General features: G+C 58.0%; 19 protein-coding genes. 15 read left to right on the top strand and 4 right to left on the bottom strand.

Annotated elements, in window-relative coordinates:
* Positions 1-4 precede the first annotated feature (4 nt).
* From cysN to rpoS, 11 genes are all read left to right on the top strand, one after another.
* Entirely contained in the window at positions 5-1429 is a 1425-nt protein-coding gene (gene cysN / locus INF73_RS18050) for a sulfate adenylyltransferase subunit CysN (RefSeq protein ID WP_028014243.1), read from the top strand.
* The gene (cysC, locus tag INF73_RS18045) at positions 1429-2034 is read left to right on the top strand and encodes an adenylyl-sulfate kinase (protein ID WP_028014242.1); all 606 of its coding nucleotides are present in this window, start codon (positions 1429-1431) and stop codon (positions 2032-2034) included. Before cysN ends, cysC begins: the two co-directional genes overlap by 1 nt.
* A gap of 58 nt (positions 2035-2092) precedes the next feature.
* Entirely contained in the window at positions 2093-2419 is a 327-nt protein-coding gene (locus INF73_RS18040; RefSeq protein WP_028014241.1) for a DUF3561 family protein, read from the top strand.
* Between the two features lie 79 nt (positions 2420-2498).
* The gene (gene ftsB / locus INF73_RS18035) at positions 2499-2810 is read left to right on the top strand and encodes a cell division protein FtsB (protein WP_003862095.1); all 312 of its coding nucleotides are present in this window, start codon (positions 2499-2501) and stop codon (positions 2808-2810) included.
* A 19-nt stretch (positions 2811-2829) separates the two neighbouring features.
* Complete coding sequence (gene ispD, locus INF73_RS18030; RefSeq protein WP_028014240.1) at positions 2830-3540, top strand: 2-C-methyl-D-erythritol 4-phosphate cytidylyltransferase; 711 nt, start codon at positions 2830-2832, stop codon at positions 3538-3540.
* Entirely contained in the window at positions 3540-4019 is a 480-nt protein-coding gene (ispF, locus tag INF73_RS18025) for a 2-C-methyl-D-erythritol 2,4-cyclodiphosphate synthase (RefSeq protein WP_006811766.1), read from the top strand. Before ispD ends, ispF begins: the two co-directional genes overlap by 1 nt.
* Positions 4016-5065: a tRNA pseudouridine(13) synthase TruD gene (gene truD, locus INF73_RS18020; RefSeq protein ID WP_045261236.1), complete on the top strand. Its 1050-nt coding sequence runs from the start codon at positions 4016-4018 to the stop codon at positions 5063-5065. Before ispF ends, truD begins: the two co-directional genes overlap by 4 nt.
* Positions 5046-5807 (top strand): 5'/3'-nucleotidase SurE, encoded by a 762-nt coding sequence (gene surE / locus INF73_RS18015; protein ID WP_028014238.1) that lies wholly within the window; start codon positions 5046-5048, stop codon positions 5805-5807. The genes truD and surE overlap by 20 nt, the downstream gene beginning before the upstream one ends.
* Positions 5801-6427 (top strand): protein-L-isoaspartate(D-aspartate) O-methyltransferase, encoded by a 627-nt coding sequence (locus tag INF73_RS18010; RefSeq protein ID WP_028014237.1) that lies wholly within the window; start codon positions 5801-5803, stop codon positions 6425-6427. The genes surE and INF73_RS18010 overlap by 7 nt, the downstream gene beginning before the upstream one ends.
* Positions 6428-6543: 116 nt before the next feature.
* Positions 6544-7668, top strand: coding sequence for a murein hydrolase activator NlpD (gene nlpD / locus INF73_RS18005; RefSeq protein WP_041908436.1), 1125 nt, complete (start codon positions 6544-6546; stop codon positions 7666-7668).
* A 59-nt stretch (positions 7669-7727) separates the two neighbouring features.
* Positions 7728-8720 (top strand): RNA polymerase sigma factor RpoS, encoded by a 993-nt coding sequence (gene rpoS / locus INF73_RS18000; protein ID WP_013098493.1) that lies wholly within the window; start codon positions 7728-7730, stop codon positions 8718-8720.
* 52 nt (positions 8721-8772) lie between these two features.
* Here rpoS and INF73_RS17995 read toward each other — a convergent pair whose 3' ends face one another.
* A complete protein-coding gene (locus INF73_RS17995) occupies positions 8773-9150 on the bottom strand; it encodes a DUF4440 domain-containing protein (RefSeq protein ID WP_041908440.1) in 378 nt (125 codons plus the stop codon).
* Complete coding sequence (locus INF73_RS17990; RefSeq protein ID WP_193541424.1) at positions 9147-10349, bottom strand: MFS transporter; 1203 nt, start codon at positions 10347-10349, stop codon at positions 9147-9149. Before INF73_RS17990 ends, INF73_RS17995 begins: the two co-directional genes overlap by 4 nt.
* A gap of 108 nt (positions 10350-10457) precedes the next feature.
* On the opposite strand from INF73_RS17990, the gene INF73_RS17985 reads away from it, so the two are divergent.
* On the top strand, positions 10458-11345 hold the full coding sequence (locus INF73_RS17985; RefSeq protein ID WP_193541459.1) for a LysR family transcriptional regulator: 888 nt from the start codon (positions 10458-10460) through the stop codon (positions 11343-11345).
* Here the strand turns inward: INF73_RS17985 and INF73_RS17980 are convergent.
* Positions 11342-11749, bottom strand: coding sequence for a MarR family winged helix-turn-helix transcriptional regulator (locus INF73_RS17980; RefSeq protein WP_028014232.1), 408 nt, complete (start codon positions 11747-11749; stop codon positions 11342-11344). The genes INF73_RS17985 and INF73_RS17980 overlap by 4 nt on opposite strands.
* A 173-nt stretch (positions 11750-11922) precedes the next feature.
* Here INF73_RS17980 and INF73_RS17975 point away from each other — a divergent pair, with 173 nt between their 5' ends.
* From INF73_RS17975 to INF73_RS17965, 3 genes are read left to right on the top strand one after another with little or no spacing between them, the layout of a single operon-like run.
* A complete protein-coding gene (locus INF73_RS17975) occupies positions 11923-12525 on the top strand; it encodes a non-oxidative hydroxyarylic acid decarboxylases subunit B (RefSeq protein WP_028014231.1) in 603 nt (200 codons plus the stop codon).
* The gene (locus tag INF73_RS17970; RefSeq protein ID WP_126817274.1) at positions 12515-13942 is read left to right on the top strand and encodes a non-oxidative hydroxyarylic acid decarboxylases subunit C; all 1428 of its coding nucleotides are present in this window, start codon (positions 12515-12517) and stop codon (positions 13940-13942) included. The genes INF73_RS17975 and INF73_RS17970 overlap by 11 nt, the downstream gene beginning before the upstream one ends.
* A gap of 10 nt (positions 13943-13952) precedes the next feature.
* Positions 13953-14174 (top strand): non-oxidative hydroxyarylic acid decarboxylases subunit D, encoded by a 222-nt coding sequence (locus tag INF73_RS17965; RefSeq protein ID WP_003862116.1) that lies wholly within the window; start codon positions 13953-13955, stop codon positions 14172-14174.
* Positions 14175-14267: 93 nt separating this feature from the next.
* Here the strand turns inward: INF73_RS17965 and mutS are convergent, their stop codons facing one another.
* Positions 14268-16829, bottom strand: a complete 2562-nt coding sequence (mutS, locus tag INF73_RS17960; protein ID WP_193541426.1) for a DNA mismatch repair protein MutS — start codon at positions 16827-16829, stop codon at positions 14268-14270.
* Positions 16830-16872 lie beyond the last annotated feature (43 nt).

Here is a 16872-nt window from a genome sequence, read left to right as displayed (position 1 = left end):
CGCCATGAACACCACTATTGCTCAACAAATTGCCAACGAAGGCGGCGTGGAAGCGTATCTGCACGCCCAACAACATAAAAGCCTGCTGCGCTTTCTGACCTGCGGCAGCGTGGATGACGGGAAAAGTACCCTGATTGGCCGCCTGCTGCACGACACGCGCCAGATTTATGAAGATCAGCTCTCTTCCCTGCATAACGACAGCAAGCGTCACGGCACCCAGGGCGAAAAACTTGACCTGGCGCTGCTGGTGGACGGCCTGCAGGCGGAGCGCGAGCAGGGCATCACCATCGACGTGGCCTATCGCTATTTCTCCACCGAGAAGCGCAAGTTTATTATTGCCGACACCCCGGGGCACGAGCAGTACACCCGCAATATGGCGACCGGCGCATCCACCTGCGATCTGGCGATCCTGCTGATGGATGCCCGTAAAGGCGTGCTCGATCAGACCCGTCGCCACAGCTTTATCTCCACGCTGCTGGGGATCAAACACCTGGTGGTGGCGGTCAACAAGATGGATCTGGTGAACTTCAGCGAAGAGAAGTTCGAGGAGATCCGCCAGAGCTATCTGACCTTTGCCGAACAGCTGCCGGGCAACCTGGATATTCGCTTTGTGCCGCTCTCGGCGCTGGAAGGGGATAACGTCGCCTCCCAGAGCGCAAACATGCCGTGGTACAGCGGCCCGACGCTGCTGGAAGTGCTGGAGACAGTTGAGATCCAGCGCGTGGTCGACACTCAGCCAATGCGCTTCCCGGTGCAGTACGTGAACCGTCCAAACCTCGATTTCCGCGGCTTCTCCGGCACTATTGCTTCCGGTTCCGTGAAGGTGGGGCAGCGCGTTAAGGTGCTGCCATCCGGCGTGGAGTCGGCAATCGCTCGCATCGTGACGTTCGACGGCGACCTGCAGGAAGCCGGGGCAGGGGAAGCGGTCACGCTGGTGCTGAAAGACGAAATTGATATCAGCCGCGGTGACCTGCTGGTCGACGCGCAGGAGACGCTGGCGGCGGTGCAGGGCGCGTCCGTGGACGTGGTGTGGATGGCCGAACAGCCGCTGACCGCAGGCCAGAGCTACGACATCAAAATTGCCGGGAAGAAAACCCGCGCCCGCGTGGACGGCATTCAGTTCCAGGTGGACATCAACAACCTCACCCACCGTGACGTGAGCGAGCTGCCGCTGAACGGTATTGGCCTGGTGGATCTGACCTTCGACGAGCCGCTGGTGCTGGATCCGTATCAGCAGAACCCGGTGACGGGCGGGCTGATCTTTATTGACCGCCTGACCAACGTTACCGTCGGTGCTGGCATGGTGCGCGAGCCTAACGCGCAGGCGAGCGTGACCTCTGAGTTCAGCGCGTTTGAGCTGGAGCTGAACGCGCTGGTGCGTAAGCACTTCCCGCACTGGGGCGCCCGCGATCTGCTGGGAGGCAAGTAATGGCCGCCCATGATGAGAACGTCGTCTGGCATCCTCATCCGGTCACCGTCGCCCAGCGCGAACAGCTTCACGGCCACCGTGGGGTGGTGCTGTGGTTTACCGGGCTGTCTGGCTCCGGTAAATCCACGGTGGCGGGCGCGCTGGAAGAGGCGCTGCATCAGCAGGGAGTAAGTACCTACCTGCTGGATGGCGACAACGTGCGTCACGGCCTGTGCAGCGATTTGGGGTTCAGCGACGACGACCGCAAAGAGAACATTCGCCGGGTAGGTGAAGTCGCCAGCCTGATGGCAGACGCCGGGCTGGTGGTGCTGACGGCGTTTATCTCGCCACACCGCGCAGAGCGCCAGATGGTGCGCGAGCGCGTGGGTCAGGATCGCTTTATCGAAGTGTTTGTCGATACGCCGCTGGAGATCTGCGAAGCGCGCGATCCGAAAGGGCTGTACAAAAAAGCGCGTGCCGGCGAGCTGCGAAACTTCACCGGAATTGACTCGGTTTACGAAGCGCCTGAATCGCCTGAGATTCACCTGGAAGGTCAACAATTGGTAACAAATTTAGTAAGCCAATTATTAGACCTGCTCAGACGGGACGATATTATCAGATCCTGAGGCGGTATCGTTCGGGAGCTGTCTTCCCGAACGATGAGTCACGGTCACAGGATTAGCTATGCGCAACAGTGAAAACTACATTATCACCACCGGGTCGGAACCGTTAACCACCGACAATGAGACGACCTGGTCCTTCCCTGGGGCGATAGTCGGCTTTGCGTCGTGGTTACTGGCGCTGGGTATCCCGTTTTTGATCTACGGTGGTAACACCCTTTTCTTCTTTCTCTACACCTGGCCCTTCTTCCTGGCGCTGATGCCCGTTGCGGTCGTTGTCGGGGTTGCGCTGCACTCCCTTTTCAACGGCAAGCTCCTGTACAGTACGGTTATCACGATTGCCACCGTTGTCGTCATCTTTGGCCTGCTGTTTTTATGGCTGATGGGCTAACTTGCGACATAATTAAAACCCCGCAGTAGAGTCGAACGGAAAGTTATGGGATGATGATGCCGTTTTTTCAGGGGGCAGGATGGGTAAACTAACGCTGCTGTTGCTGGCTTTGCTGGTCTGGCTGCAATATTCGTTGTGGTTCGGTAAGAACGGGCTGCACGACTACAGCCGGGTGAGCGATGACGTCGCGGCTCAGCAGGCAACAAATGCCAAACTTAAGGCGCGTAACGATCAACTCTTTGCTGAAATTGATGACCTCAATGGCGGCCAGGAGGCGATTGAGGAGCGCGCACGCAATGAACTCAGTATGACTAAGCCGGGCGAAACCTTTTATCGTCTGGTTCCGGATGCGTCTAAACGCAATCAGGGCTCAGCACAAAACAATCGATAATCAGGCCCAGGATTACGACATGGCAGCAACTTTTTCGGACGTATGTGCCGTGGTGCCGGCCGCAGGTTTTGGCCGGCGCATGCAGACAGAATGTCCCAAGCAGTACCTCTCAATTGGCGATAAAACGATCCTTGAGCACGCCGTGGCGGCGCTGCTGGCGCACCCGCGGGTGACGCACGTGGTCATCGCCATCAGTCCCGGCGATGCCCGCTTTGCGCAGCTGCCGCTGGCAAACCACCCACAGATTACCGTAGTTGATGGCGGCGCCGAGCGCGCCGATTCCGTGCTGGCGGGCATTCAGGCTGCCGGAAGCGCCCAGTGGGTGCTGGTTCATGACGCGGCACGTCCGTGCCTGCATCAGGACGACCTGGCACGCCTGCTGGCGCTGAGCGAAACCAGTAAAGTGGGCGGCATTCTGGCCGCGCCGGTGCGCGACACCATGAAGCGTGCCGAGCCGGGCAAGCGTGCCATCGCCCACACCGTTGAGCGCGTCGACTTATGGCACGCGCTAACGCCGCAATTTTTCCCCCGCGAACTGCTCCACGACTGCTTAACGCGTGCCCTTAATGAAGGCGCGACCATCACGGACGAAGCCTCCGCGCTGGAGTATTGCGGTTTTCACCCCACGCTTGTTGAAGGGCGCGCTGATAATATAAAAGTGACGCGCCCGGAAGATTTACAGCTCGCGGAATTTTATCTTACCCGTTCGACCCATCAGGAGAAGGCATAATGCGAATTGGACACGGTTTTGATGTACACGCCTTTGGCGGAGAAGGCCCAATTATCATTGGCGGCGTACGTATTCCTTACGAAAAAGGGCTGCTGGCGCATTCTGATGGCGACGTGGCGCTGCATGCGCTGACCGACGCGCTGCTCGGCGCTGCCGCGCTGGGTGATATCGGCAAGCTGTTCCCGGACACCGACCCGGCCTTTAAAGGGGCGGACAGCCGCGAACTGCTGCGCGAAGCGTGGCGCCGTATTCAGGCGAAAGGTTACACCCTCGGCAACGTCGACGTGACGATTATTGCCCAGGCCCCGAAAATGCTGCCGCACATTCCGCAGATGCGCGTATTTATCGCTGAAGATCTGGGCTGCCATATGGACGACGTCAACGTCAAAGCCACCACCACGGAGAAGCTGGGCTTTACCGGTCGTGGCGAAGGGATTGCCTGTGAAGCCGTGGCGCTGCTGGTGAAGGCGGCAAAATGACGGACTTCGATAACCTGACATACCTGCACGGCAAGCCGCAGGGGAACGGGGTGCTGAAAGCCAGCCCGGAAGATTTCCTCGTGGTTGAGGATCTGGGCTTTGAGCCCGATGGCGAAGGCGAACATATCCTGGTGCGTATTCTGAAAAACGGCTGCAACACCCGCTTTGTGGCCGACGCGCTGGCAAAATTCCTCAAAATTCACGCCCGGGAAGTGAGCTTTGCCGGGCAGAAAGATAAACACGCTGTCACCGAGCAGTGGCTCTGCGCCCGCGTGCCCGGCAATGCGATGCCTGATTTAAGCAAATTTGAGCTTGAAGGCTGTAAGGTGCTGGAGTACGCCCGCCACAAGCGCAAGCTGCGCCTGGGGGCGTTGAAAGGCAACGCATTTACGCTGGTGCTGCGCGAAGTGACTAACCGTGAAGACGTTGAAAAACGTCTCAACGCCATTAATGAACGCGGCGTTCCGAACTACTTTGGCGCGCAGCGCTTTGGCATTGGCGGCAGCAACCTGCAGGGCGCGCTGCGCTGGGCGCAAAGCGATGCGCCGGTGCGCGACAGGAATAAACGCAGTTTTTGGTTGTCGGCGGCCCGCAGCGCGTTGTTTAATCAGATTGTGAGCGAAAGGCTGAAAAAACCGGACGCGAATCAAGTTGTTGTTGGCGATGCGCTACAATTAGCGGGACGCGGAAGCTGGTTTGTGGCAACGGCCGAAGAAATGGCCGATGTGCAGTCGCGCGTGGATGCCAAAGCGCTGATGATTACCGCAGCTTTGCCGGGCTCAGGCGACTGGGGCACCCAGGGCGACGCGTTGAGCGCTGAGCAGTCCGCCGTGGCGGATGCGCCGGAATTACAATCCTTGCTGGTGCGGGAAAAAGTCGAAGCAGCGCGCCGCGCGATGCTGCTCTATCCGCAGCAGTTAAGCTGGAACTGGTGGGATGACGTGACCGTCGAGTTACGCTTCTGGCTGCCGGCAGGTAGCTTTGCCACCAGTGTTGTCAGGGAACTAATCAACACCTCGGGTGATTATGCGAATATTGCTGAGTAACGATGACGGGATCCACGCGCCGGGCATTCAGACCCTGGCGAAGCACCTCCGTGAATTTGCGGATGTGCAGGTCGTGGCCCCCGATCGTAACCGCAGTGGAGCGTCTAACTCACTGACGCTGGAGTCGTCGCTTCGCACCTTTACCTTTGAAAATGGCGATATTGCCGTGCAGATGGGCACGCCGACGGACTGCGTGTTTCTGGGCGTGAACGCGCTGATGCGCCCGCGTCCGGATATCGTCGTCTCCGGCATTAACGCCGGGCCGAACCTCGGCGATGACGTGATTTACTCCGGAACGGTAGCGGCGGCAATGGAAGGGCGCCATCTGGGGTTCCCGGCGCTGGCGGTCTCGTTAAACGGCCACACGCACTACGATACCGCCGCCGCGGTGACCTGCTCGATCCTGCGGGCGCTAGGCCGCGAGCCGCTGCGTACCGGGCGCATTCTGAACATCAACGTGCCGGATCTTCCTCTCAATGAAATTAAGGGCATTCGCGTTACGCGCTGCGGAAGCCGGCATCCGGCCGATCAGGTGATCCCGCAGCAGGATCCTCGCGGCAACACGCTTTACTGGATCGGGCCACCTGGCGATAAGTGCGATGCGGGTCCGGACACCGACTTTGCTGCCGTGGATGAAGGCTATGTCTCGGTCACTCCGCTGCACGTAGATTTAACCGCGTATAGCGCGCATGATGTGGTGTCGGGCTGGCTGGATCGCGCAGGAGTGAACGCGCAATGGTAAGCAAACGTGTACAAACTCTTCTGGAACAACTTCGCGCACAGGGGATCCGCGACGAGCACGTGCTTGAAGCGCTCGCTCAGGTCCCGCGTGAGAAATTTGTAGACGAGGCGTTTGAACACAAAGCGTGGGAAAACGTAGCGCTGCCCATCGGGCAAGGCCAGACGATTTCGCAGCCTTATATGGTGGCGCGGATGACGGAGCTGCTGGAGCTCACGCCCGACTCACGCGTGCTGGAGATTGGCACCGGGTCGGGGTATCAGACCGCCATCCTGGCGCATCTGGTACACCATGTCTGTTCCGTAGAGCGGATCAAAGGTTTGCAATGGCAGGCGCGTCGTCGCCTGAAACAACTTGATTTACATAATGTTTCGACACGACACGGTGATGGATGGCAGGGTTGGCAGGCTCGCGCCCCGTTTGACGCTATCATCGTGACGGCGGCTCCGCCTGAAATTCCCGCTGCGCTCTTGTCGCAGCTGGATGAGGGGGGCATTCTTGTTCTGCCCGTCGGGGACGAGCAGCAGCTATTAAAGCGCGTTCGTCGGCGCGGCGGCGAGTATATTATCGACACCGTGGAAGCCGTGCGCTTTGTGCCTCTGGTAAAGGGGGAGTTGGCCTGAGACTCGGATTTATCCAGGGTTATTAAGGCAAATTCAGCGTATGGTGTGGCGCGAAAGATTCGTGTCATCACGGTAAATTTTAAGTCACTGGTAGTTAACACATTCCTGGGGGATAAATGAGCGCGGGAAGCCCTAAATTCACCATCAGCCGTGTTGCGGCATTATCACTGGTTTCGCTCTGGCTGGCAGGCTGTACAAGTTCCAATAACGCGCCTGCGCCCGTCAGTTCCGTCGGGGGAAACAGCGGCTCCGGTAACACGTCCAGCGGAATGTTAATCACGCCTCCGCCTAAAATGGGTACTGCTGCGCCGCAGCAAACACCACAAATTCAGCCTGTGCAACATCCTGTTACACAGCCAACGCAGATTCAGCCAGTTGAACAGCCTGTTCAGACCCAAAATGGCCGCATAGTCTATAACCGCCAGTATGGGAACATTCCGAAAGGCAGCTATACCGGCGGCAGCACCTATACCGTGAAGCGCGGCGATACGCTGTTCTACATTGCCTGGATCACCGGGAACGATTTCCGTGACCTCGCGCAGCGCAATAACGTCCAGGCCCCGTATGCTCTGGAAGTTGGCCAAACGCTCCAGGTGGGCAACGCAACGGGTACGCCACTGACGCCTGGCAATACGGTTTCAGCGGCCGATGTGACGGCTCAAAATAACAGCGTCAAGCCTGCACAAAAATCCACCACGGTGGTTGCTTCACAACCTGTAATTACGTATTCTGAGGATTCAGGTGATCAGACTGCTAACAAAATGTTGCCTAATAATAAAGGGACTGCGACTGTTGTCACAGCACCGACCACGGCACCTGTGGTTAGCTCTACTGAACCGACTGCAAGCAGTCAGAATGCCAGTTCGTCCATCACCGCATGGCGCTGGCCAACCGACGGCAAGATTATCGAGAACTTCGCAACCTCTGAGGGTGGGAACAAAGGGATCGATATCGCAGGCAGTAAAGGACAGGCTATCATCGCGACCGCAGACGGACGCGTTGTGTATGCCGGTAACGCGCTGCGCGGTTACGGTAATCTGATTATCATCAAACATAACGATGATTACCTGAGTGCCTACGCCCATAACGACACAATGCTGGTCCGGGAACAACAAGAAGTTAAGGCGGGGCAAAAAATCGCTACCATGGGTAGCACCGGAACCAGTTCTACACGCTTGCATTTTGAAATTCGTTACAAGGGGAAATCCGTAAACCCGCTGCAGTACTTGCCGCAGCGATAAATTGACGGGGCATGCCAGCCAGGGTGTCTCGTTCAGGGATCACGGGTAGGAGCCACCTTATGAGTCAGAATACGCTGAAAGTTCATGATTTAAATGAAGACGCGGAATTTGATGAGAACGGAGCAGAGGCTTTTGACGAAAAAGCCTTAGTAGAAGAGGAACCCAGTGATAACGATTTGGCTGAAGAAGAGCTGTTATCGCAGGGCGCCACACAGCGTGTACTGGACGCGACTCAGCTTTACCTTGGGGAAATTGGTTACTCCCCACTGCTAACGGCCGAAGAAGAAGTCTATTTCGCACGTCGTGCTTTGCGTGGTGATGTTGCCTCGCGTCGTCGCATGATCGAAAGTAACCTGCGACTGGTCGTGAAAATTGCCCGCCGTTACGGCAATCGTGGTCTGGCTCTGCTGGATCTGATTGAAGAGGGCAACTTAGGTCTCATCCGCGCAGTTGAGAAGTTTGACCCGGAACGCGGGTTCCGTTTCTCAACCTACGCGACCTGGTGGATTCGTCAGACCATCGAACGGGCTATTATGAACCAGACCCGTACGATCCGACTGCCGATCCACATCGTCAAAGAGTTGAACGTCTATCTGCGTACCGCGCGCGAGTTGTCCCATAAACTGGACCACGAGCCAAGCGCAGAAGAAATTGCCGAACAACTCGATAAACCGGTTGATGACGTAAGCCGTATGCTGCGTCTCAACGAGCGCATTACCTCGGTTGACACCCCACTGGGTGGCGACTCCGAAAAAGCGCTGCTGGACATCCTGGCCGATGAAAAAGACAACGGCCCGGAAGACACCACGCAGGACGATGACATGAAGCAGAGCATCGTCAAATGGCTGTTCGAACTGAACGCCAAACAGCGTGAAGTACTGGCACGTCGTTTCGGTTTACTGGGGTATGAAGCTGCGACACTGGAAGACGTCGGCCGCGAAATTGGCCTGACCCGTGAACGTGTTCGTCAGATTCAGGTAGAAGGTCTGCGCCGCCTGCGTGAAATCCTGCAGGGGCAAGGGCTGAATATCGAAGCGCTGTTCCGCGAATAAGCAACCTTTCGTCAAAAAAGGCCCGTCGTGAGACGGGCCTTTTTCTTTTGTGCTACGGCTGGGCCGTTTCGTGCAGCAGACGCCATGTAATCCCGCCGCCTTCCTGATTAAGCACCGCGGTTGACCAGCGCACGTTGACGGGCAGGTCCGGCCGGGTTTGCGTCTCCCGGTAGTGCAGTAGCGCGCCACGATCCCAGCGCTCGATCGTGGATAATTCGTCAATGACGATCTTCAGTCCGGGGCGGCTTCCTCGCTGACTGTGCAGAAAGTCCACAAGGCCGTGATAGTCGATATGAACGCCACCCGGTGGGATCATCAGAAAATCTGGCCGGAAACGGGCGAGCAGGGCGTCGGAGTCGCCTTCGCCTTTGCCTAACCAGTTTTCAAGCGCAATGTGGAGGTCGATAATGTCGTGTTCAAAAGGCGTCATGAATTCTCCTGTCGCAGCTGGGCGAGCACCTGCGTATTGTTAAGTCGGAAAACGTACAGTACAGGCAATAGGGTCATGCCTGCGGCAAAAAGAAACATTCCGTGCCAGGCGGCGAGCGGCGCCAGATAACTCTGCGCCAGACTCAGCACCTCTGCCAGCAGCAGGGCACCGGCAAAAAAGCTCAACTGACGATTGAGATTCCACAGCGCGCTGGCATCCGGCATCTCTTCCCTGCGCGTTGTCAGAAAAGCGCTGCTCTGAGCGGTACTGCTGCACAGGCTGCCCCCCGCGCCCATCAGGGTAAACGCAACGACAGGAAGCAGCGTAGCCGAACTGACGTTAAGCAAAAGCAGAATGCCCGTCGCCTGCAGCAGGCAGCCGATAACAATCAGCGGCTGTGGTCCGATACGGTTAAAATAGCGTCCCGTCGCCGTGATGGCGATAAACGATGCCACGGACCACGGCAGCATGAGCATACCCGTTGCGGCTGGGCTCATGTTCGCCTCGTGCTGAAGATAAAACATGCCCGTAACGTTCACCCCGATAAATACGCCAGGAACGCATACATAGACAAGCATGGCAAAACGCAAAAGCGGGTCCGCGAGCAACCGCAGGTTGAGCAGTCTGGCCGCTTTCATCGCGGGTAATTCATGTTTAAGCCACAGGCAGGCCAACACAAAGGTCACGATGGCCACCGGAAGCGTCGCGAAAAATATCCACCGCCAGCTTAGCATCTGCACCAGCAGGCCCCCGATAGCGGGGGAGCAGGCGGGAGCAAGCAGCGCGACCAGCATGACCGCCGAGGAGAGTCTGGCTCGCTCGTGAGGCTGAAACAGTTGCCAGGTCAGCGCCTGTCCGACGGGGATCAGTAAGCCACCGCCGATGCCCTGCAGCACGCGCCAGGCGATCAGACTTTCCAGCGTTGCAGACAAGCCTGCCGCAGCAGAAGCCGCGCTGAACAGAATAAGTGAGATCAGGATGACCCGTTTTGGTCCGAAACGGCGCGTGAGCATGCTGCTAAACGGGATCGCCAGCGTCAGGCCGGCAATATACCCGTTACTGACCCAGGCAAGCGCTGAAGGCGTGGCGTTAAGAGCTTGCGCCATCGCCGGAAAAGCGACGCTGGCAATAAACATGTTGATCAAATCAAGAAAAAAGCCCAGCAGATAGACAGCGGCGACTTTGCTGCGATACGTCATGGTGGATCCTCCCGTGAGGTGGCGTATCGTATCGACCCCGGAAGCACGGATAAACCTGACAAAGCGCGATATACTGTCAAAAAAATTTTGACGGTAAAAGGCGTAATGATGATTAACCTACAGCGGACGCAGATGTTTGTTGCGGTGGCCGATACCGGCAGCTTCACTGCCGCAGCCGATGCACTGGGCCTGACAAAAGCCGTGGTCAGCTTCAATATTCGCCAGCTCGAAGCCGAACTGGGGGTGACGCTGCTGCTGCGGTCCACCCGCCGCCTGACGTTAACCGAGGCGGGAGCGCTTTTTCATCAGCGCAGCGTGGCGCTTCTGAAGGACGCAGAACGGCTGCAGGATGATATTCGCGCGAATCATGCAGGACTCACGGGGGAATTGCGGATCACCACCACGCCTGAGTATGGTTCGCGGGTCGTGGTACCGTTGCTGGCAAGGTTTAGCCAGCTGCACCCGGAGCTTCGCGTGCGTCATGTTTCGTCTTCACTCCATGCCGACCTGATCTCAGAGCGCTTTGACGTGGCTATTCGGTTGGGAACGCTTACCGACTCGCGCTACCACGCCGCATTGATTTCACATTTTTCCATCCTGCCCGTCGCGACGCCGGAATGGCGGATGAATCATCCGGTTGAATCGCTTGCGCAGCTGGCGCAAGCCGACTGGATTATTCACGAGCGCTTAGCGTCGCCGCTGCGCTGGCAGGTAAAAGATGCCAGCGGTGCGTCTGAAATGCTTGAGATAAAAAAAGCGCCGCGCCTGTTTGCCGACAGCGCGCAGGCGCTTATGGCTTTTGCGCTTGCGGGAAGTGGCGTGGCGTTACTGCCGGAATGGCTGGTGCGCGATGCGCTTGATGCGGGAAAACTGGTCCCGGTTTTACCGGAATATACCTTCGCGCGGCAGGGCATCCACGCGGTTTATCCGGATGCCCGGCACGTGCCTGCGAAAGTGCGCACCTTTATTGATTTTATGCGCGCCAGCGTGAATTAATCGTGCATCATCTTTTTGATGAGCGCAGAGAACTGCTCCCGTTCGGCCTTATTAAGACGCCCTAAAAACGCCTCATCCACCTCGTTGCCGACCGGCTGGCAGTCTGCAAGCAGGGCTTCGCCTTCCGGCGTCAGGAATACAAACCGGCGGCGCTTGTCTGCGGGATCGTGCTCGCGTTTGACCAGCCCGCGCGCCTCCATTCGGCTGAGCATCTCCGCCAGAGTCGCCTTCGTGCTGACCGCCACTTCGGTCAATGCCACCTGCTCAATGCCCGGGTGCTCGGCAATGGAGCGCATAACCGCATACTGCGGCTTGGTCAGTTCCGGCAGGGAATGTTGCCACTTAGCGGTATGCTGTTGAAAAAGCTGACGTAACAGGTGGAACGCCTCTTGTCTTAGTTCCATGAACACTCCGACAGAAAAAATCACCCCCTATGATAGCCGCTAAAGCCCGGGATGATAACGCGGGATTTTTTAGCAATTAATGTGATCGTGTACGAACGATCTTGTCAGTAGAGCGATCCGGGAGTAGTTTATCTATAAATGTTCGTACACGAACAAATTGATTGAGGTGATGAATGAGATTGATCGTGGGAATGACAGGAGCTACGGGGGCTCCGCTGGGCGTGGCGCTGCTGCTGGCGCTGAGGGAAATGCCGGAGGTAGAGACCCATCTGGTCATGTCGAAGTGGGCAAAAACAACCATTGAGCTGGAAACGCCTTACAGCGTGCAGGACGTTGCTGCGCTGGCTGACGTTGTTCACAGCCCGGCTGACCAGGCCGCCACCATCTCCTCCGGCTCGTTTCGCACCGACGGCATGATCGTCATTCCCTGCAGCATGAAAACGCTGGCGGGGATCCGCGCGGGCTACGCCGAAGGGCTGGTGGGCCGTGCGGCAGATGTGGTGCTGAAAGAGGGCCGCAAGCTGGTGCTCGTTCCCCGCGAAACGCCGCTCAGCACCATTCATCTGGAGAACATGCTGGCGCTTTCCCGCATGGGCGTGGCGATGGTGCCGCCCATGCCTGCGTATTACAACCACCCGCAAACCGCCGATGACATCACCCAGCATATCGTCACCCGTGTGCTCGACCAGTTTGGTCTGGAGCACAAAAAGGCGCGCCGATGGAACGGGTTGCGGGAGGCGAAACATTTTTCACAGGAGAACAAAGATGGCATTTGATGATTTGAGAAGCTTCCTGCAGGCGCTCGATGAGCAAGGGCAACTGCTGAAAATTGAGGAAGAGGTGAATGCGGAGCCGGATCTGGCGGCGGCAGCCAACGCCACAGGCCGTATTGGCGACGGCGCGCCCGCGCTGTGGTTCGACAATATTCGTGGCTTTACCGATGCCCGCGTGGTGATGAACACCATCGGCTCGTGGCAAAACCACGCCATATCGATGGGGCTGCCAGCGAATACCCCGGTAAAAAAACAGATCGACGAGTTTATTCGCCGCTGGGATAAATTCCCCGTTGCGCCGGAGCGCCGCGCTAACCCGGCCTGGGCGCAAAATACGGTCGACGGTGAAGACATTAACCTGTTCGATATCCTGCCGCTGTTTCGCCTGAACGACGGTGACGGCGGTTTTTATCTCGATAAAGCGTGCGTTGTCTCGCGCGATCCGCTCGACCCGGACCATTTCGGCAAGCAGAACGTCGGGATCTACCGCATGGAGGTCAAGGGCAAGCGCAAGCTCGGCCTGCAGCCGGTACCGATGCACGATATCGCCCTCCATCTGCACAAAGCGGAAGAGCGCGGGCAAGATCTGCCGATCGCGATTACTCTCGGCAACGACCCGATTATCACCCTGATGGGCGCCACGCCGCTGAAATACGATCAGTCCGAGTATGAAATGGCCGGCGCGCTGCGCGAAAGCCCGTACCCGATTGCCACCGCGCCGCTGACCGGCTTCGACGTGCCGTGGGGGTCTGAAGTGATCCTGGAAGGGGTGATTGAAGGCCGCAAACGTGAAATCGAAGGGCCGTTCGGCGAGTTTACCGGACACTATTCCGGTGGCCGTAATATGACGGTGGTCCGTATCGACAAAGTTTCTTACCGCACCAAACCGATCTTCGAATCCCTTTACCTCGGCATGCCGTGGACCGAGATTGACTATCTGATGGGACCAGCCACCTGCGTGCCGCTTTACCAGCAGCTGAAGGCGGAATTCCCGGAAGTGCAGGCGGTGAACGCGATGTACACCCACGGTCTGCTGGCAATTATCTCCACCAAAAAACGCTACGGTGGTTTTGCCCGCGCGGTCGGTTTACGCGCCATGACCACGCCGCACGGTCTGGGCTACGTGAAGATGGTGATTATGGTGGATGAGGATGTCGATCCGTTCAACCTCCCGCAGGTGATGTGGGCGCTCTCATCGAAGGTCAATCCGGCAGGGGATCTGGTGCAGCTGCCGAACATGTCAGTGCTTGAACTCGACCCTGGCTCCAGCCCGGCGGGCATTACCGACAAACTGATTATTGATGCCACCACGCCTGTTGCACCGGACACCCGTGGCCACTACAGCCAGCCGGTACAGGATCTGCCTGAAACTAAAGCCTGGGCTGAAAAACTGACCGCGATGCTGGCAGCACGCCAATAAGGAGGAAAAGATGATTTGTCCACGTTGTGCCGATGAGCATATTGAAGTGATGGCGACGTCACCGGTGAAAGGGGTCTGGACCGTTTACCAGTGCCAGCATTGTCTTTATACCTGGCGCGATACCGAACCGCTGCGTCGTACCAGCCGCGAGCATTACCCGGAAGCGTTCCGCATGACGCAGAAGGATATTGATGAAGCACCGCAGGTGCCGACGATCCCGCCGCTGTTGTAAAAATAAGCCCGGTAGCGCTGCGCTTACCGGGCCTACGGGTTTTGTAGGTCGGGTAAGGCGAAGCCGCCACCCGACAAAACAGACCGCAGAAAACTAAACCAGACTCTTCAACCGGTAAATCCACTCCAGCGCCTGACGCGGCGTCAGCGAATCCGGGTCGAGGTTCTCCAGCGCTTCCACCGCAGGCGACGTTTCTTCAGCTGGTGCCAACAGCGACATCTGGGTGCCATCAATCTGCGTCGCCGCCGCATTCGGCGAGAGGCTTTCCAGCTCACGCAGCTTCTGGCGAGCGCGCTTGATCACCTCTTTTGGTACACCTGCCAGCGCCGCAACGGCCAGGCCATAGCTCTTGCTCGCCGCGCCATCCTGCACCGTGTGCATAAAGGCAATGGTATCGCCGTGCTCCAGCGCATCAAGATGAACGTTAGCCACGCCTTCCATTTTCTCCGGCAGTTGCGTCAGCTCGAAGTAGTGGGTGGCGAACAGCGTCATGGCCTTGATTTTATTCGCGAGGCTTTCAGCACAGGCCCAGGCCAGCGACAGGCCGTCATAGGTTGAGGTTCCGCGTCCTACCTCATCCATCAGCACCAGGCTGTGCTCCGTCGCGTTATGCAGAATGCTAGCCGTTTCGGTCATCTCGACCATGAAGGTTGAGCGACCGCTCGCCAGATCGTCCGCTGCCCCAACGCGGGTGAAGATACGATCGATGGGGCCAATCTCCACTTTTTGCGCCGGGACGTAGCTGCCGATATAGGCGAGCAAAGCAATCAGCGCCGTCTGGCGCATATAGGTACTCTTACCGCCCATGTTCGGGCCGGTAATGATCAGCATTCTTCTCTGCGGCGAGAGGCTCAGCGGGTTGGCGATGAACGGTTCGTTCAGCACCTGCTCAACGACCGGGTGACGGCCTTCCGTAATGCGAATGCCGGGCTTGTCGGTAAAGGTCGGGCAGGTATAGTTCAGCGTTTCAGCCCGTTCTGCCAGGTTCACCAGCACGTCCAGCTCCGCCAGCGCGCTGGCGCTGAGCTGCAGGTCAGCAAGGTGTGGCATCAGCATGTCAAACAGCTCGTCATACAGCTGTTTTTCCAGCGCCAGGGCTTTACCTTTCGAGGTGAGTACTTTGTCCTCGTACTCTTTCAGCTCGGGAATGATGTAACGCTCGGCGTTTTTCAAGGTCTGACGACGTACGTAGTGAATCGGCGCCAGATGGCTTTGCCCGCGGCTGATCTGAATGTAGTAACCGTGTACCGCGTTATACCCCACTTTCAGCGTGTCGAGCCCAAGACGCTCGCGCTCGCGGATTTCCAGCTTATCCAGGTAGTCCGTCGCACCATCAGCCAGCGCGCGCCATTCGTCCAGCTCTTCGTTGTAGCCTGGAGCTATCACGCCGCCGTCGCGCACCAGAACCGGAGGGGCATCAATAATGGCGCGCTCCAGCAGCTCGCGAAGTTCAGTGAATTCGCCCATCGTTTCGCGGAGTTTCTGTACCGGCGCGCTGTCAACGTCGCTCAGCTGCGCACGCAGTTCCGGCAACTGCTGGAAAGCATGTCGCATCCGCGCGAGGTCGCGTGGTCGCGCGGTGCGCAGAGCCAGACGGGCCAGGATACGCTCCAGATCGCCCACCTGGCGCAGGACCGGCTGCAGCTCGGTATAGCGATCCTGCAACGCAGCAATCGTCTGCTGGCGGCAAACCAGCGTATCGGTATCGCGAATCGGCATATGCAGCCAGCGCTTCAGCATGCGACTGCCCATTGGCGTCACCGTGCTGTCGAGCACCGACGCGAGCGTGTTTTCAACGCCACCTGCCAGGTTCTGGGTGATCTCCAGGTTACGGCGCGTGGCGGCATCCATGATGATGCTGTCCTGCTGGCGCTCCATGGTGATAGAGCGGATATGCGGCAGGGCGGTGCGCTGGGTGTCTTTCACGTACTGCAGCAGGCAACCTGCGGCACACAGCCCGCGTGGAGCATTTTCCACGCCAAAGCCAATCAGATCGCGGGTACCGAACTGCAGGTTCAGCTGCTGGCGCGCGGTATCAATTTCGAATTCCCACAGCGGGCGACGGCGCAATCCGCGACGGCCTTCAATCAGCGCCATTTCGGCGAAGTCTTCGGCGTAGAGCAGCTCTGCCGGGTTGGTGCGCTGCAGTTCGGCAGCCATCGTTTCGCGGTCAGCCGGCTCACTCAGGCGAAAACGCCCGGAGCTGATGTCCAGCGTGGCGTAGCCAAACCCTTTGCCGTCCTGCCACAGCGCCGCCAGCAGGTTATCCTGGCGCTCCTGAAGCAGGGCTTCATCACTGATGGTGCCTGGCGTGACGATGCGTACGACTTTACGCTCTACCGGGCCTTTCGAGGTTGCCGGATCGCCGATTTGTTCGCAGATAGCAACGGACTCACCCTGATTCACCAGCTTGGCCAGATAGTTTTCAACCGCGTGGTGCGGGATACCGGCCATCGGGATGGGCTCGCCTGCGGATGCGCCACGTTTGGTTAGCGAGATGTCGAGCAACTGCGAGGCACGTTTAGCATCGTCATAAAACAGCTCGTAAAAATCGCCCATGCGGTAAAACAGCAGGATTTCCGGATGCTGTGCCTTCAGCTTCAGGTACTGCTGCATCATCGGCGTATGTGCGTCGAAATTGTCGATTGTGCTCATGGAGTTATGATGTCCATTTCTTTGAAAATAAACCGTTTTGAGC

Source organism: Enterobacter cloacae complex sp. P6RS (genome assembly GCF_014982245.1).
GTDB classification, from domain to species: domain Bacteria; phylum Pseudomonadota; class Gammaproteobacteria; order Enterobacterales; family Enterobacteriaceae; genus Enterobacter; species Enterobacter bugandensis.
This window is presented reverse-complemented; position numbering and strand designations above follow the sequence as displayed.

Bases quoted from the DNA above. Each gene is read 5' to 3' on its own strand.
- ftsB (WP_003862095.1), top strand. From the start codon at position 2,499: ATGGGTAAACTAACGCTGCTGTTGCTGGCTTTGCTGGTCTGGCTGCAA.
- INF73_RS17975 (WP_028014231.1), top strand. From the start codon at position 11,923: ATGAGATTGATCGTGGGAATGACAGGAGCTACGGGGGCTCCGCTGGGC.
- INF73_RS17985 (WP_193541459.1), top strand. From the start codon at position 10,458: ATGATTAACCTACAGCGGACGCAGATGTTTGTTGCGGTGGCCGATACC.
- surE (WP_028014238.1), top strand. From the start codon at position 5,046: ATGCGAATATTGCTGAGTAACGATGACGGGATCCACGCGCCGGGCATT.
- mutS (WP_193541426.1), bottom strand. From the start codon at position 16,829: ATGAGCACAATCGACAATTTCGACGCACATACGCCGATGATGCAGCAG.
- INF73_RS17980 (WP_028014232.1), bottom strand. From the start codon at position 11,749: ATGGAACTAAGACAAGAGGCGTTCCACCTGTTACGTCAGCTTTTTCAA.
- INF73_RS17970 (WP_126817274.1), top strand. From the start codon at position 12,515: ATGGCATTTGATGATTTGAGAAGCTTCCTGCAGGCGCTCGATGAGCAA.
- cysN (WP_028014243.1), top strand. From the start codon at position 5: ATGAACACCACTATTGCTCAACAAATTGCCAACGAAGGCGGCGTGGAA.
- truD (WP_045261236.1), top strand. From the start codon at position 4,016: ATGACGGACTTCGATAACCTGACATACCTGCACGGCAAGCCGCAGGGG.
- INF73_RS17990 (WP_193541424.1), bottom strand. From the start codon at position 10,349: ATGACGTATCGCAGCAAAGTCGCCGCTGTCTATCTGCTGGGCTTTTTT.
- rpoS (WP_013098493.1), top strand. From the start codon at position 7,728: ATGAGTCAGAATACGCTGAAAGTTCATGATTTAAATGAAGACGCGGAA.
- ispF (WP_006811766.1), top strand. From the start codon at position 3,540: ATGCGAATTGGACACGGTTTTGATGTACACGCCTTTGGCGGAGAAGGC.
- cysC (WP_028014242.1), top strand. From the start codon at position 1,429: ATGGCCGCCCATGATGAGAACGTCGTCTGGCATCCTCATCCGGTCACC.
- INF73_RS17995 (WP_041908440.1), bottom strand. From the start codon at position 9,150: ATGACGCCTTTTGAACACGACATTATCGACCTCCACATTGCGCTTGAA.
- nlpD (WP_041908436.1), top strand. From the start codon at position 6,544: ATGAGCGCGGGAAGCCCTAAATTCACCATCAGCCGTGTTGCGGCATTA.
- INF73_RS17965 (WP_003862116.1), top strand. From the start codon at position 13,953: ATGATTTGTCCACGTTGTGCCGATGAGCATATTGAAGTGATGGCGACG.
- INF73_RS18040 (WP_028014241.1), top strand. From the start codon at position 2,093: ATGCGCAACAGTGAAAACTACATTATCACCACCGGGTCGGAACCGTTA.
- ispD (WP_028014240.1), top strand. From the start codon at position 2,830: ATGGCAGCAACTTTTTCGGACGTATGTGCCGTGGTGCCGGCCGCAGGT.
- INF73_RS18010 (WP_028014237.1), top strand. From the start codon at position 5,801: ATGGTAAGCAAACGTGTACAAACTCTTCTGGAACAACTTCGCGCACAG.